This is a genomic window from Tolypothrix sp. FACHB-123 (assembly GCF_014697075.1).
GTDB lineage: Bacteria > Cyanobacteriota > Cyanobacteriia > Cyanobacteriales > Nostocaceae > Aulosira.
The window spans coordinates 135150-149918 of record NZ_JACJRE010000013.1; the positions used below are offsets into that span (position 1 = coordinate 135150).

Consider the following 14769-nt stretch of genomic DNA (forward strand, 5'->3'; position numbering starts at 1 on the left):
GGATGTCAATACTAATCAGTCAATGGTTAATAGCCTACAGTTTTTAGTCGTTGACTGGTGATATTTTGTTCTCGATAGTTCTTAATTTAGATCCCCGACTTCTTGAAGAAGTCGGGGATCTAAAAACTCATCGAGTTAAGAATTAGTAATTACTGAGTCAGTATAAGTAACCATTCTTGCTTTTGGGCGTCCCATTTAGGTAGAGATGTTTCCCCGACTACATAAGGGCCCCAATAGCGACGGGAACCATCTTGAGCAAAAGCTACTACAACATCTCCCTTCTCTAACTTTAAATTACCGTTTGGTAAAGACAGCAGCAGCCCCTTTTCACTTCCTTCTTGGGGTGCAAAATCCCAATGTGCGGGAATATCTTGCTGGTTTTTTAGCGCAGAATTCCCCTTCGACTGTCGCGCTAGTAAAGCTAGTCGCACAGGCTGATTGGTTTGATTGCTCATGCGCAAGGTTCCCCGATCCTTAGCAGTTCCAATTGATTCTTGACGATATGCTAAGCGGGTAGTACTTTGACTAGTGCTATCTTCTACTTGGCTACTTGTGGTTGTGACTGAATCGGAAACATTTGTAGGGGTTAATGTTTCATGAGCCACAGATGAAGATACATTGCTGGCTACCTGAGACGTTTCATTAGGCGGTGAAGTAGCTGAATCTGGATCTGTCGTCTCAAAAGAAACACTCATCCCAAAGCACCCCACCAGTAACCCTAACAGTCCTAAAGAACAGGCTAGAACAGCAGCGTTACGATACACTGACGTTTTCATTTTGATTAGTTATTAGAAATAAGTATTTGTCTAGGCTTGACCAAATAGTAGCCTATTCCTTGAAGAGGCAAGTACTGAAACTGCCTACTATAGAGTCTCCTGAAACCAAGTCATGCTATGTATCATAAGTAGCATTTTCAGGAAACATACTAGCAAAAAGAATTACCTTGAGTTTCGCGGGAGAAATCAGGTATAACCCTGATAAATCAAGGCTTTATTCTTGAATGCATGGTAAATACAAACTATAATTATGATACATAATTAGCAAATTTATTCGTAAAAACACAAAGAGCAATTTTGATTTTAGAAGTAGCGATCGCAACTAAGATGATGGCGATAAACCCTCAGATTTATCTGGGGAATGAACTTCATTTTTCTTAATATCTCACCCTTCATCTTTTAAGATAACTCTTCTGGTTGAGGGGTGACACCTCACAGAAGAAAATTTTTTTGCGAGTCTTGGTTTCACAAAGATGAGACAATGTATAAAATGCGATCGCCACTGAACAACCAATAGATATTTAAACTAGTACTTAGGGAATTCTAAGTAAAAAATATTCCCATTATATTGTTAACTGTTGACTGTTAACTGTTAACCGTCAACAACTTAAAGTGGAATAATTTATTTTTTGCAGTTCCCTAAAACAAGCTTAAGCTAAAACCGATATCCTCAAGAAGAGGAATATTTAAAGATTTCGTGACTTTTCGATTTCAGTCCCAATTATGCAAAACACCCGGCTAAATAACCTACTAGACACCATTGCTAGCCGCTTGAGTCTATGGTTCCTCAACCCTTGGCGGCGATTGTCCCTACTGGTAATCAGTTTTTTCTTTGGTACTTTTCTGGGTACAGCAATTTCCACGACTGCGGGACAGAAAGCCGAATTGGATATTGTGATAGCAGCATTTTTAGTCTTTTTGACCGAAATTACTAGCAGAATATTCTACAACCGGAATTTTTTCTCTAAGCGATCGCTTTGGGTGGAAGCACTAAATCTTCTCAAAATAGGTTTTATCTACAGCCTGTTTATTGAAGCCTTTAAGTTGGGATCGTGATTGGGCATTGGGCATTGGGCATTGGGCAGAGACGCAATAACCCTTGTCTGTACAACTGTTATGGGGATGGGGAATATGGGTTCGTGGCTGGATGAAATTCTGACTATCGGTAAAGCTTCGGAAAGTTGGCGACAAAAGGCGAAAGAAGCAGCTTTAGCTGATAATTTGCGATCGCCTGCTTGGGGAATCAATACAGGAAAAGTAGATGAAGTCATCGAAAAGCGATCGCAATTACTCGAAACTATCCTCCCAGCTTTTCGGGAATTTTGCCAAAATACCCTGCAAAAGCAACCACAACAGATGTTACCTGTACTGTGGGAATTGTGGCTACCTTTAGCAATCAACATCGGGTTACAGCGTCAAAAATTGGGATATCCCTTCATTCAAGGAATTTTAGGCGTACAGGGAACGGGGAAAACCACCATGTGTCAAGCGCTGACGTTGATTCTTCAGCAGCTAGGATACCGTACCCTGAATTTATCATTAGATGACTTATACAAAACCTATAGCGATCGCTTACTTTTAATTCAACAAGATCCCCGCTTAATTTGGCGAGGCCCTCCAAGAACCCACGATATTGATTTAGGCTTAAATTTACTCGACCTGATTCACCAGTCCCAAAGTCCGGTAACTATTCCCCGCTTTGATAAATCAGCTTACAACGGCGCAGGCGATCGCACTACTCCAGAAATTGTCACAAATGTAGATATTTTGCTCTTTGAAGGCTGGTTTGTGGGTGTGCGCCCAATCGATCCCCAAGCTTTTGATCACCCACCACCACCGATTATTACAGCAGAGGATCGGGAATTTGCCCGCGATATGAATCGTCAACTAGAGAACTATCTACCCCTGTGGGAACACTTAGATAGTTTAATAGTGTTATATCCCAGCGATTACCATTCTTCCTTAACATGGCGCAAACAAGCCGAACAGCAGATGATAGCTACTGGTAAATCTGGGATGAGTGATATACAAATAGAAGAATTTGTCAATTACTTTTGGCGATCGCTACACCCGGAATTATTCCTCAAACCCCTAATCGAGTCACCCCATGTTAATTTGGTAATTGAGATAAATAGCGATCGCAGTCTTGGTAAAATCTACTGACAAGGGAGACAAGGAATTTTAGATTTTAGATTTGCGTTAGCGTAGCGTAAAGCCTTCGGCATAGCTTCGCTTAGAGCGAGTCCGCGAGCGTCTTTTGGATTCCAATCTAAAATCTAAAATCCAAAATCCAAAATTGTTTCAATGTCCAATGCCCTAATCCCCAGATTTAATCTTCTCAATTAATTGATAAAATGGTTGCCAATTATCATCTTGAGTAATGGGTTCCCAAATTGATTCAATCACAGGTCTTAATAAAGCTGTTTTGGGATTATATCGACGCAGATTTTGAGCAATGACATCAATTCTATCGATATCAAAATTATTTAACGCTTTATGGTACAAAATACACCAATTATCAAACATAGCTGACGCTCCCGTAGCGGGGACAATATCACTATCATGTAAAACAAATGCCGGATCGTCACGCCAATTTGCAGCAAAAGTCCGCGCCATTTCTGCGAAGAATTGATGATAAGGGACTCGACTATCTTGTAAGAATTCAATTGTTAGGGGAAAGAGTTCATCAAGTTCCGGCGCTTGTAAATCTTCAAAGCCTAACCTCTTCAACATTAAAGCACGATATTCGGCACGATAATATTCATCAAACTTAGCTAATCCCTGCTCCATCACACCTTTATCAATGATTTCTTTTAAAGGTTCCTGAAGCATTTCTAAATTTAACTTACAAATTCCCGGCTGATGGCTGTAACAATAGCGGCGATAATAATCAAAATATGCAGCAGTAAAATAGGGATCGTAGGTAGGAATAAAAGCATAAGGGCCGTAATCAAAACTCTCCCCAGTAATGGACATATTGTCAGTATTTAACACTCCATGACAAAAGCCAGCTACCATCCATTGCGCTACAAGTTCTGCGACTCTTTTAACTAATTCTGCATAAAATAATGCATATTTATCTACCTCTGTAATTAAGTGTGCATAATATTGCTCAATTACATGGTTTAATAACTTTCGGCTTAAATCGGGACGGCGTAAATAATGTAATCGCTCAAAAGTGCCAAAGCGAATATGAGAACTGCTCATTCTTACCATCACAGATGAGCGAGTTGGAGAAGGTTCATCACCGCGCCATAGAGATAAACCTGTTTCAATCATAGTTAAACAACGGGAGGTGCGCACACCCATGTAATGCAAAGCTTCCGCAGCTAAAACTTCGCGCACACCACCTTTAAGTGTAAGCATCCCATCACCACCACGGGAATAGGGAGTTCTCCCCGAACCTTTAGTACCAAAATCGTATAATTCCCCATCAATCCCGCGCACTTGTCCGTACAAAAAGCCTCTACCATCACCTAAGCCAGAATTATATTCGCCAAATTGGTAGCCATGATAACGTAGAGCTAATAATGGTTGACGCTCTGCAAATTTGCCAAAGGCGGTGATAAAATCTTCATCGGTGACTGTTTGAGGATTTAATCCTAAACGGGGTAGTAATGCATCGTTGCGCCAGCGCAGGATATGTTGCGGAAATTCTGCTGCTGCTACTTCGTCATAGTAGTCATTGCCTAAAGATTCTAAGGCTGGTTCATATTTCAGGTTAACAAAAGGATTGCGAGAATTTGTTTGGTTGGAAGTTTCAGCCAGAGTCATTACAAGTAAAGCTTGATGAATTCTTCTCTTAATACTACATCTGGCAATACTGGTCTGACCTACAAGTTTTGCAAGCTGTGGAGTTAATTCACGAAAAAAAGCGGGGAATTGGATATTTGATTATCCTTTTCCCCATCACCTGGTGTTGCTGAAGCAACTTGGTATGAACACTAACTACTATCACAGTTAATTATGGAGTTGTTGTGTATTCTGTATGGATTTGCGATGAAATTTTTGATTACAGTTAACAGTCAACCGTCAACCGTCAACAATATTTTTAGCTAAGAGTTGGGTTTTGTCCACTGAGGATTGGTGAGACTGGTAAGAATATGATCTTGCCATTCTCCATTAATTAATAAATAGTCCCTAGCATATCCTTCCACAACAAAGCCCAGCCTTTTAAGTACATTCCCACTACGTTGATTATGTGGCATATAATTTGCCATAATTCGATGCATATTTAATTCGGTAAATACATAATCAGTGGCGGCTTTCAGTGCTTCTGTCATATAGCCTTTACCTTGTTCCGTTTCCGCTAGACTATAGCCAACATAGCAGAAATGAGCAGCACCACGGACAAAATTAGTGAAATTAATAGTACCGATGATTTCAGTTAAGCTTTTTTTCGGATAAATAAACAATTTTAGGGAATTATCATTAATAAATTCTAATAAATTACCTTCAACTTGATATTGCCAGTATTTAACTGTAAAAAAACCCTCAGCCCACAGGGGATAAAATGGCGTCAGATAATCTTTGTTTTCAGTAAAAAATTTGAGAATTTGGGGAATATCCTCTTGGATACCGATTCTTAATAACAGGCGATCGCTCGTTATCAATGGTAGTTCTGATTTCATAGACCAATATCATTAACTGGATTATTTAAGTCAAAATTTAAGGTTTTTTTAACTAGTTAATGCCGATTACAAATGAATAAGCAGATAAGTGTAATTTAATTTACAGAAATTTAATCAGCAACCCCCAGAATGGATAAATTTAGCAGTTGTCAAACTGGGTATAGGTTCCAGCTTGAGGAAGTTATACCCAAAGATTAGCATCGTAGCTGTTGATGAGATAACTTTATTGACGCTTAATCTACTGTAAAACCAAAATCTTGATAAGCTGATTTCTAATATCTATAAGCAAATCAATGGAAAAGCGATCGCCAATCAAGCACAATCAGCAGCGTTACAAAAATGCGATCGCTTTGCCAAATGCGGTATCTTAGGATATTCAAAGACAAGACAGCTCTTCGTAAATCCAGTCTGAAGAAGGATAAGTGATGTCAGTGGGAAGAATACGCTACGATTGGCAAGAAGCAGAAATTCAGGCAATATACAATACGCCATTGCTAGAGCTAATTTATCAAGCTGCTAGCGTACATCGCCAATTTCACAACCCAAAACAAATTCAAGTTTGTAAGCTAATTTCCATTAAAACCGGAGGTTGTCCAGAAGATTGTAACTACTGCGCCCAATCTTCCCGCTACAAAACAGAAGTAAAACCCGAAGCACTGTTAGAAAAAGAGGCAGTAGTTAGTATAGCCGAAAAAGCTAAACAAACAGGTGTCAGCCGCATTTGCATGGGTGCAGCTTGGCGGGAAGTGCGGGATAATTCCCAATTTGACACAGTGCTAGACATGGTAAAAGATGTCACCGCAATGGGTTTAGAAGTCTGCTGTACCTTGGGAATGTTAACCGCAGATCAAGCAAAACGCTTAGAAGATGCGGGACTTTACGCTTATAACCATAACTTAGATACATCGCGGGAACATTACAGTACTATTATTACCACCAGAACATATAGCGATCGCCTAAATACTATCGAAAATGTGCGTCAAACCAATGTTACCGTATGTTCTGGCGGCATTCTCGGCTTAGGTGAAACTCCTGAAGATAGAGTATCCATGTTACATACTCTAGCCAATCTCAGCCCTCATCCCGAATCTGTACCGATTAACATTCTCTCCCAAGTTCCAGGTACGCCTCTAGAAAATCAGCCAGATGTCCCCATTTGGGATGTAGTGCGGATGATTGCTACAGCCAGAATTATTATGCCAGCCTCCGATGTTCGTCTTAGCGCTGGTAGGGCGAGACTTTCCCAAGTTGAACAAGCCTTATGCTTTATGGCGGGAGCAAATTCTATATTTTCCAGTGACGACAATAAAATGTTAACTGTGACAACACCCTGTCCAGATTACGATGCTGACAGAGAAATGTTGAACTTACTTGGCTTAGAAATGCGTCCCCCAACCAAAAGAGAAGCGAAAGTAACAACACCTGCCATTGTCGGATAATTGAAAACAAATTATGCCAAATTGTAGGGGCTAGGTAACCCCCATTGGTGTCAACTTAACTCAAAACCCATAGCCCGCCTCAGAATGAATTCTGAGTCTCATAGCAAAAGTAAGCTAAAGCTAACTAAAAATTATCATTTATCCCCAGTTTACTAAAGTAAACTTTGCCTATTAGCCTTGGAATTCATTCCAAGGCGGATGACGCTTGTACAGAGGCTATTTTTAGCTTAAGTTGACACCAATGGGTAACCCCGCCCCTACGAGTTGTGCGCTTGGTAAGTTAACAATGGGGATGTTTTTTATTTGCAAGTCCCTAATATAACCAAGCAGATACAGCAGATTACCAGTTGGTGAAGTATAGATTATATCGTTGATTGTAGGGGCACTGGCACTGCCATGCCCCGAAGCGCATACCTCATTTACCTGAAATCTGCTGTAAATTACGAATTAGTAATTACGATTACAGAATTTTAGCAGCACGCAGACCAAACAATAGACCGCTAGCAATGCCGATAAACAAAGCCAAGAAACCAATATAAGCTACAATTGCAAACATTTATCTTTCTCCACAATACTTCACTAAATCTATTGAATCATTAGTTAGTGGTCAATGGTCAGTTGTCAGTTGTCAGTTGTCAGAAGGAACCGTCAACAGTCAACAGTCAACAGTCAACAGTCAACAGTCAACCGTCAACCGTCAACCGTCAACCGTCCCCACACTCCCCAGATTGCGGTAAAATACAGCCCACGGGCGTGTTTTTAGGGCTGGGCAATGACTTCTGTAATTAGCGTGAATTTACCACAGCAATCTTATGAGATTGCGATCGCACCTGGAAGCTTAGAACAACTGGGTGATCGCATGAGCAGTTTGCAACTAGGTAAAAAGGTACTGCTGGTTTCTAACCCGACGATTTTTAAACATTATGGCGAAAAAGCGATCGCATCTTTACAAGGTGCAGGATTTGAAGTCTCTATTTGTATCTTGCCGCCTGGGGAACGCTACAAAAACCTCAACTCAATTCAAAAAATTTACGATGCAGCTTTAGAAAACCGCTTAGAACGTTCCGCCACCATTGTCGCCTTGGGTGGCGGTGTCATTGGTGATATGGCTGGTTTTGCAGCCGCAACTTGGCTGCGCGGTATTCATGTCGTCCAAGTTCCCACCACATTACTAGCAATGGTAGACTCCGCAATTGGCGGAAAAACAGGCGTCAACCATCCCCAAGGTAAAAACTTAATTGGCGCATTTCATCAGCCACGACTGGTATTAATCGATCCCACAGTTTTAAAAACCTTACCTGTGCGCGAATTTCGTGCCGGTATGGCAGAAGTAATTAAATACGGCGTCATCTGGGATGCAGAATTATTTGCCCAAATGGAAGCCAGCAAACACCTCAATCAACTGCGCTACATCAAACCAGAACTAATAGAAAGCATATTAATTAAGTCTTGTCAAGCGAAAGCTGATGTTGTCAGCAAAGATGAAAAAGAAGCTGGATTAAGGGCGATTTTAAATTACGGTCATACCATCGGTCACGCTGTAGAAAGCTTAACAGGTTACCGTGTAGTTAATCATGGTGAAGCTGTAGGAATTGGAATGGTAGCCGCCGGACAAATTGCACTAGAACTAGGAATGTGGCAAAAAGAAGAGACAGAACGTCAAAACGCCTTAATTCAAAAAGCAGGTTTACCCACACAGTTACCATCTGGGCTAGATATTGAAGCTATTATTGACGCATTGCAACTAGATAAAAAAGTCAAAGCAGGTAAAGTCAGATTTGTGCTACCCACACAGATAGGTGTAGTTACAGTTACCGATGAAGTTCCCGCAGATATTATTCGTCAAGTTTTGCAGAAAATGTAAATAATCCCAAATCTCTAATCGAACATGGTCAAACTTGAAGCTAACAATCAACTGACCTTGCAAGAGTTCTTAAATCTTCCTCCAGGTGAGGGAGATATCACCTACGAACTCGTTGATGGCCAAGCAATTGCGAAAATGTCACCAAAGAAATTTCACTCTAAACTAACTCGTGCCCTTCTCAATTTAATCGAGGAATTATCCGCAGGTAAAGGAGAAGTTTGTCCAGAATTGGCTATAGCATTAACCCGCCAAGGAAAAGATTGGCTACCAACGCCGGATCTGTTGTATATCTCTAATGAACGTTTACCCACAGACTGGGATGAAGAGGGAACTTGTTCTGTACCTCCCGATTTGGTAATTGAGATTATTTCCCCCGGACAAACTTTCGGACAAATGATTGCTAAAGCCAAAGATTATTTAGATGCTCAAGTCTTGCGGGTGTGGGTGGTAGATAGTAAAGCCAGAAGTATCACTGTGTTTTACCCAGATGCGCCACCCAAGACATTTATGGGAAATGAATTACTCACCGATTCCTTATTTGAGGGGTGGGAATTCACCGTTGAGCAATTGTTTCAAAAGGCGAAAATTCCCTTGAATAGCTAATGGAAAGTTTAGGATAGGTTTTATTTTAGGCGATCGCTTCTTTTGCTTTTTTCCAACCCATAAAGCGCAGAAATACAACGAGCAAGTCCTCAAAAATCGCAGGAATATTGCCTATAAATCTTACTACATAAGCCTTATGCAAAGTGTTTCTTCACAGAGCGATCGCATTACAGCCTGATGCGATCAATGAAGCACAATCCGCAATCAAGCCCGCCAGTGCAATAGTTGACTCTTCACCGGATTGACAAATGGACGACCTTCAGCTAATGAACGGGCATATTCCCGCTTTAACTGGTAATACCATTGGGCTTGCACATCAGAATCCTTAATTAATCGCAGCATAGGATCGTATTTCAAACCAATTTGCTGCTTTTCTACGACTCTGCGGTCTTGGTCAAGAAATGCTCTTGTAAATAGACGTATCAAAGGCTTGACAAAACCTGCCCAGGTGGGAGTCCAATAAAACGCAAAGTTAACTTCCGTTTCGGTTTCAGAAATAGGTGTGATGGCTGTTAGGTTGCAGACTTGATGCTTGGCGGTGGTGGTGTTTTCAATGCGTATCCCAGGAATGCGAAAAGAAATCTCAGTTTCCGGGATTCCGCCACCGATGAACTTATATGCTGCACCTGTATTGGCGGGTAATTGGTGTTTACGCATGGTAAACCCATAGGGTGAGGGGTCAAATTGCTTAATTTCGTCGTGGAGTTGTCCAGAACGCCACCACCAGACGCGATGTACATAAGGCGAATGGGCGGGATCGATTAAGCCTAAGACTGCATGATCGATAAAACAGGGGAAGCGCATCACCTCTACTAATTGTGGCGGGCGATCGCCAAAACCGGGAATCTCTGGTACTTCCATATCTGGTGGTGGAGACTGAGATTTACCTGGTTCGGGCATATAAATCCAGATATTACCCTGCTTTTCCCGAATTTCGTAGGATTGTACGTTATAGCGATTTAAATCGACGTTTTGTTCTTCGGTTAAAGAAGGAATGACAGTGCAACGTCCACCATAATCAAAACGCCAACCGTGGTAACAGCATTCTACTTCTTGTCCATCAAATCGCCCGCAACTTAACGGTATCCCTCGATGGGGACAAATATCTCGGATAGCAAACGCCTTACCTTCTTGAGTACGACACAGTAACACTGGTTCGCCCAAAAAAGTCCGCGCGATCATCTTACCGGGTTTTAGGCGATCGCTAGGCAAAGCATAATACCAAACATTACGTAAGAAAAAGTTGTCAGTTGTCATGGGGTATGGGGCATTGGGCATTGGGCATTGGGCATTGGGCATTGGGCATCATGGGCATTGAGTAATTTATTTAGTTACCCCCTCTGCCTCCTCTGCTCTAATCCACCTTTGATAGATTCTCTTGTTCTCGTTGCTTGCTATACTCGCGTAATTTCTGCAACAGTTCTTCTGTAGTTGGTTGGGAAGAAGATAAACTAGCTGGTGGCTGGAGATGTTTATCAACAATTTTGACAGATGTTGGTACAGGATTAATAGTTACGGCTTGTGGTTTGATAGTAGGAGTGAGAAGTTTGGCATTTGGTTGATTAATTGATGCTTTGAGGGAATCTAAAGTAACTGCAACTTGTGCTGTTTGTTCCATTTGCTCGGTAGAAGATACCAAACTACTCAAACCATTTACCAATTGGCGCAGATTGCTGCGGAATTTGGGATCGCCTGTTAATTCATCTAAATCTGAGGTAATTTTTTGCGTATTTTCAAAGGTGAGTCTGGCGGAATCTAAAGTTTGTTGTAGTAACAGGGCGTTTTTCGGATCGTTTAAAGAATTAGTTGCATTGCGTAAATTAGCTGATGCTTGGGCGGCGTTGGCTGAGAGTGTTTCTAAATTTTTGATGATTTCACCTTGGGCTAAACGATCTACTGCTGGGGATAAAGTAGTGAATGTAGTACGTAATTGATTGCTGGTTTCGGTGAGGTTGTTTAAAGCTGCAACCAATGAAGACCGATTTGTTGTAACTAAATTATCAAGGTTAGTTAATAATCTACTTGCTTGACTGGCTGTGAGACTAAATTGTTTTGCAGCTGAACCCAGTTCATTTGCTGTGCGAGTAGAAGTTACAGTAAGTTGATTTGTCGCTTGTTGTACGGAATTTGCAGTAGCAGAAAATGAGCCTAGTTGCCCTTGTGCGCTTTTAGATAAATTTTGTAGATCTCGGCTGAGAACGGTGAAACTAGTTGCTGCTGCTGTGGATGTTTCTAGTAACCTTTTGATATCACGTTTAAATTCCGGGTCATCATATCTACTAGCTAAATTAGTGCTACTGCGAATCAGTTCATCAAGGCTGATACCAATTTGACCTTTTAAGCGAGCACCATCACAAATAATTAAGTTTTGAGCTTCGCAATTTTTTCTGTCTAGGGGTTGAGCGAGGACAGCATCTTTAGGTAAAGAAGCTTTTGGTGTAATATCAATTATGCTTTCACTAATCAATCCACTTTGGTTGGCTTCTATTACCACCTCTTTAGGAATGATTAAATTAGGTTGAAAGATTTCAATTTCTACTTCTATATTATTGGCCATAGGGCGAATCGCGGAAATAGCGCCCACTTTCACGCCACGGTAGCGGACTGTTGCGCCTTTTTGCATCCCGCCAGCGTTAGCAAATTCCACAGTCGCCTTGTAAGAACCGCGACTAGCTGTAACTCGATTCAACCATACAACTATTAGCCCAAAGACTCCTAGCCCTAGTAGGACAATTAGCCCTACAGAACCTTCTCTAACTGTACGCGATCGCATAATTATCCTCCATCCATCTAGCCGATGACCTGTATTGGCCCTTGCACACTTCCACTCATGAATTGTCTAATCAATGGATGGTCTGTGCTATCTATTTGACTCACTGTACCTTGCCATTGGACTCTACCCTGATACAGAAATATAACTCTGTCTGCGGTACGACGAATTGTACTGTCTTGATGAGTCACAATGGCATAAGTGCTGCAAACTCCTTGTGCCTTTTGCAAACGGCGAATTAAATCTTCGATGACTGTAGAGGCGATGGGGTCTAGTCCGGCTGTGGGTTCATCATAAAGGAGAATTTCCGGCCCTTCTTTTTCGTTATCCGGGTTAGACATAATCGCCCGCGCAAAGCTGACACGTTTGCGCATCCCCCCAGATAATTCTGAAGGATAAAGATCCCCAATTCCCGGTAAACCTACCATCTCTAATTTGGTAGTTACCATATCGCGAATCCGCGATCGCGGGATTTTGGAATTCTGATACAGTAAAAATCCCACATTTTCTTCTACTGTTAAGGAATCAAACAGCGCCGCTTGCTGGAACACCATCCCAATCCCCACAGTTTCATCCCCATCTTCAATCAAACCTTTGCGCCGCACCCCTTGCACGTAAATTTCTCCCTCATCGGGAAGCAGCAATCCAGCAATTATGCGTAAAATTGTTGATTTACCAGTCCCAGAAGGGCCAATAATTCCTAAAGCCTCTCCTCGATAAATAGTTAAATCAATATTATCTAAAACCTTATTACTACCAAAGGACTTAGAAACGCCTTTTAATTCAATTAATGGTTCAGTAGTCATGGGTCAATGGTCAATTGTCAGTAGTTAGTTGTCAGTTGTCAGTTGTTGGTTGTCAATAAATTTTAGACTGTTGACTATGGACTGTTGACTGTAGACTATGGACTATGAACACCGAGCGGAGTCGTTCGCGGAGCGTCTCGTTCGCGCAGCGTCTTCCCTTGGGAGAAGAGAAGAGTGGACTCTTGACTGTATGCAAGATAAAGATGCTGTCATAGTAATTGGTAGCGGTATTGGCGGATTGTGTGCTGCGGGATTATTGGCTTATTATGGCAAACGAGCGATCGTCTGCGAAAGTCATGTGATTCCCGGAGGTGCTGCTCACAGTTTTAGACGACAAGGTTTTGAATTTGATTCTGGCCCTTCTTTCTATTGTGGTTTAACAGATACCCAAAGCTTGAATCCTGTAAAACAAGTTTTGGATATTCTTGGTGAATCCATTCAAGTTATACCTTACGATCCTTTAGGACACTACCATTTTCCTGAAGCTACTATTGCTATTTATCGTGATCCACAGCGTTATTTGCAGGAAGTACAGCGCGTTACACCCCAAGGCGCGCAGGAACTCCAACGCTTTACAGAACGCCTATTAGGGTTATACACAGCTATGCGCGATATCCCTACTTTAGCGTTGCGCTCAGATTGGCGGGTAATATTTACATTAATTAAAAATTACTTACCTTCCTTAATTAAAATGCTGCCTTACTTACCACTGGTGCAAAGTTCTGTGGGTAAGGTGATGGATGCAACAGTTAAAGATACTTGGGTACGCAGGCTGATTGATGTGGAATGCTTTCTGCTATCTGGTTTAAAGGCACATGGGACAATTACCCCAGAGGTAGCTTTTATGTTAGGCGAACGTTCCCGTGCGGGAGTTGAGTATCCAGTGGGGGGAAGTGCGGCAATTGTGCAAGCATTAGTTAGGGGTTTAAAGCGCTGGGGGGGAGAGTTACGCTTAGGCTGTCATGTCGAGCAAATTTTGGTGGAGTCGGGTAAGGTTGTGGGTGTCAGGTTGGAAAAAGGCGAAGTTATTCATGCGCCAATTGTAATTTCCAATGCGAGTATTTGGGATACTTACAATTATTTATTACGTCCCGAAGATTTACCAGCCAAATATCGCCAGGAAGCTTTAGAAACGCCAGCCGTTGACAGCTTTATGCATTTACATTTAGGTATCCGCGCTGATGGTTTGGAGAATTTAACCGGACATCATGTGGTAGTTCACGATTCCCAGCAAGATATTACCACCCCAGGAAATACTTGCATGATTTCCATTCCTAGCGTGTGGGATGGAAATTTAGCGCCAGTTGCACATCATGTAGTTCATGCTTACACCTTAGAACCTTATAGTGGCTGGGAAAGAAACCAAGATTATGAAGCAAAGAAACAGGAGAAAGCGCAAACATTGTATCGCGCTTTAGAGAAAGTTATTCCAGATATTCGTCAGCGTGTAGTAGTTGAATTAATTGGGACACCTTTAACTCATGCTCATTATTTAAGAAGATATCAGGGAAGCTATGGCCCCGCGATCGCAGCTGATAAAGGTATGTTTCCCAGCACCCACACACCAATACAAGGTTTGTACCGCGTTGGTGACAGCACCATTCCCGGAATTGGTGTCCCCGCAGTCGCCGCATCGGGGATTTTGTGCGCGAATACTTTAGTCTAGGGGCTAGACTTAATTGTAGTAGCGCGGCAAGCTTAATTTGTTGGGTTGAGTCATCAGAGACTATTTTTATTGTTTGTGGATTTTCTAGATTTTTTGAACCAAACATTTTAGAATTGCCGCGCTACTACACTAATTGGTGCAAAAAATTGGCTGGTTGGTTGTGAATGAGATCTAGTTGTGAACGAAGGAGAACTCATTGATAGACAACCTCATC

At 41.7% G+C, this 14769-nt stretch carries 13 protein-coding genes; 6 read left to right on the top strand and 7 right to left on the bottom strand.

The features are described 5' to 3' along the window. Window positions 1-149: 149 nt before the first annotated feature. On the bottom strand, window positions 150-776 hold the full coding sequence (locus H6G41_RS11690; protein WP_190746355.1) for a hypothetical protein: 627 nt from the start codon (window positions 774-776) through the stop codon (window positions 150-152). A gap of 723 nt (window positions 777-1499) precedes the next feature. Here H6G41_RS11690 and H6G41_RS11695 point away from each other — a divergent pair. Together H6G41_RS11695 and H6G41_RS11700 are read left to right on the top strand one after the other, a co-directional pair. Next, window positions 1500-1832: a DUF565 domain-containing protein gene (locus tag H6G41_RS11695; protein WP_190746356.1), complete on the top strand. Its 333-nt coding sequence runs from the start codon at window positions 1500-1502 to the stop codon at window positions 1830-1832. A gap of 75 nt (window positions 1833-1907) precedes the next feature. After that, window positions 1908-2939 (top strand): glycerate kinase, encoded by a 1032-nt coding sequence (locus H6G41_RS11700; protein WP_190746357.1) that lies wholly within the window; start codon window positions 1908-1910, stop codon window positions 2937-2939. 153 nt (window positions 2940-3092) lie between these two features. Here the strand turns inward: H6G41_RS11700 and H6G41_RS11705 are convergent, their stop codons facing one another. Continuing rightward, complete coding sequence (locus tag H6G41_RS11705) at window positions 3093-4550, bottom strand: YdiU family protein (protein ID WP_190746358.1); 1458 nt, start codon at window positions 4548-4550, stop codon at window positions 3093-3095. A 281-nt stretch (window positions 4551-4831) separates the two neighbouring features. Then, a complete protein-coding gene (rimJ, locus tag H6G41_RS11710) occupies window positions 4832-5407 on the bottom strand; it encodes a ribosomal protein S5-alanine N-acetyltransferase (protein ID WP_190746359.1) in 576 nt (191 codons plus the stop codon). A gap of 425 nt (window positions 5408-5832) precedes the next feature. Between rimJ and bioB the strand changes: the two genes are divergently transcribed. Then, window positions 5833-6846 carry a biotin synthase BioB gene (bioB, locus tag H6G41_RS11715; protein ID WP_190746360.1) on the top strand — a complete coding sequence of 338 codons (1014 nt, stop codon included), beginning with the start codon at window positions 5833-5835 and terminating at the stop codon, window positions 6844-6846. A gap of 460 nt (window positions 6847-7306) precedes the next feature. On the opposite strand, the gene petL is transcribed toward bioB, so the two are convergent. Next, a complete protein-coding gene (gene petL, locus H6G41_RS11720; protein ID WP_190631243.1) occupies window positions 7307-7402 on the bottom strand; it encodes a cytochrome b6-f complex subunit PetL in 96 nt (31 codons plus the stop codon). A 216-nt stretch (window positions 7403-7618) separates the two neighbouring features. On the opposite strand from petL, the gene aroB reads away from it, so the two are divergent. Together aroB and H6G41_RS11730 are read left to right on the top strand one after the other, a co-directional pair. After that, entirely contained in the window at window positions 7619-8710 is a 1092-nt protein-coding gene (gene aroB, locus H6G41_RS11725; protein WP_190746361.1) for a 3-dehydroquinate synthase, read from the top strand. Between the two features lie 24 nt (window positions 8711-8734). After that, window positions 8735-9313 (top strand): Uma2 family endonuclease, encoded by a 579-nt coding sequence (locus H6G41_RS11730; RefSeq protein WP_190746362.1) that lies wholly within the window; start codon window positions 8735-8737, stop codon window positions 9311-9313. A gap of 204 nt (window positions 9314-9517) precedes the next feature. Here H6G41_RS11730 and H6G41_RS11735 read toward each other — a convergent pair whose 3' ends face one another. The 3 genes from H6G41_RS11735 to H6G41_RS11745 all read right to left on the bottom strand — a co-directional run bounded on the left by H6G41_RS11735 (window position 9518) and on the right by H6G41_RS11745 (window position 12889). Then, complete coding sequence (locus tag H6G41_RS11735) at window positions 9518-10591, bottom strand: aromatic ring-hydroxylating dioxygenase subunit alpha (RefSeq protein ID WP_242037894.1); 1074 nt, start codon at window positions 10589-10591, stop codon at window positions 9518-9520. A 76-nt stretch (window positions 10592-10667) separates the two neighbouring features. Continuing rightward, window positions 10668-12086, bottom strand: a complete 1419-nt coding sequence (locus H6G41_RS11740) for an MlaD family protein (RefSeq protein WP_190746363.1) — start codon at window positions 12084-12086, stop codon at window positions 10668-10670. Window positions 12087-12103: 17 nt separating this feature from the next. Next, on the bottom strand, window positions 12104-12889 hold the full coding sequence (locus H6G41_RS11745) for an ABC transporter ATP-binding protein (RefSeq protein ID WP_190746364.1): 786 nt from the start codon (window positions 12887-12889) through the stop codon (window positions 12104-12106). A 190-nt stretch (window positions 12890-13079) separates the two neighbouring features. Between H6G41_RS11745 and H6G41_RS11750 the strand changes: the two genes are divergently transcribed. After that, window positions 13080-14555 carry an NAD(P)/FAD-dependent oxidoreductase gene (locus tag H6G41_RS11750; RefSeq protein WP_190746365.1) on the top strand — a complete coding sequence of 492 codons (1476 nt, stop codon included), beginning with the start codon at window positions 13080-13082 and terminating at the stop codon, window positions 14553-14555. Window positions 14556-14769: the final 214 nt, after the last annotated feature.

Coding starts and splice junctions, on each gene's coding strand:
- H6G41_RS11690 (WP_190746355.1), bottom strand. CDS start 776: ATGAAAACGTCAGTGTATCGTAACGCTGCTGTTCTAGCCTGTTCTTTA.
- H6G41_RS11695 (WP_190746356.1), top strand. CDS start 1,500: ATGCAAAACACCCGGCTAAATAACCTACTAGACACCATTGCTAGCCGC.
- H6G41_RS11700 (WP_190746357.1), top strand. CDS start 1,908: ATGGGTTCGTGGCTGGATGAAATTCTGACTATCGGTAAAGCTTCGGAA.
- H6G41_RS11705 (WP_190746358.1), bottom strand. CDS start 4,550: ATGACTCTGGCTGAAACTTCCAACCAAACAAATTCTCGCAATCCTTTT.
- rimJ (WP_190746359.1), bottom strand. CDS start 5,407: ATGAAATCAGAACTACCATTGATAACGAGCGATCGCCTGTTATTAAGA.
- bioB (WP_190746360.1), top strand. CDS start 5,833: ATGTCAGTGGGAAGAATACGCTACGATTGGCAAGAAGCAGAAATTCAG.
- petL (WP_190631243.1), bottom strand. CDS start 7,402: ATGTTTGCAATTGTAGCTTATATTGGTTTCTTGGCTTTGTTTATCGGC.
- aroB (WP_190746361.1), top strand. CDS start 7,619: ATGACTTCTGTAATTAGCGTGAATTTACCACAGCAATCTTATGAGATT.
- H6G41_RS11730 (WP_190746362.1), top strand. CDS start 8,735: ATGGTCAAACTTGAAGCTAACAATCAACTGACCTTGCAAGAGTTCTTA.
- H6G41_RS11735 (WP_242037894.1), bottom strand. CDS start 10,591: ATGCCCAATGCCCCATACCCCATGACAACTGACAACTTTTTCTTACGT.
- H6G41_RS11740 (WP_190746363.1), bottom strand. CDS start 12,086: ATGCGATCGCGTACAGTTAGAGAAGGTTCTGTAGGGCTAATTGTCCTA.
- H6G41_RS11745 (WP_190746364.1), bottom strand. CDS start 12,889: ATGACTACTGAACCATTAATTGAATTAAAAGGCGTTTCTAAGTCCTTT.
- H6G41_RS11750 (WP_190746365.1), top strand. CDS start 13,080: ATGCAAGATAAAGATGCTGTCATAGTAATTGGTAGCGGTATTGGCGGA.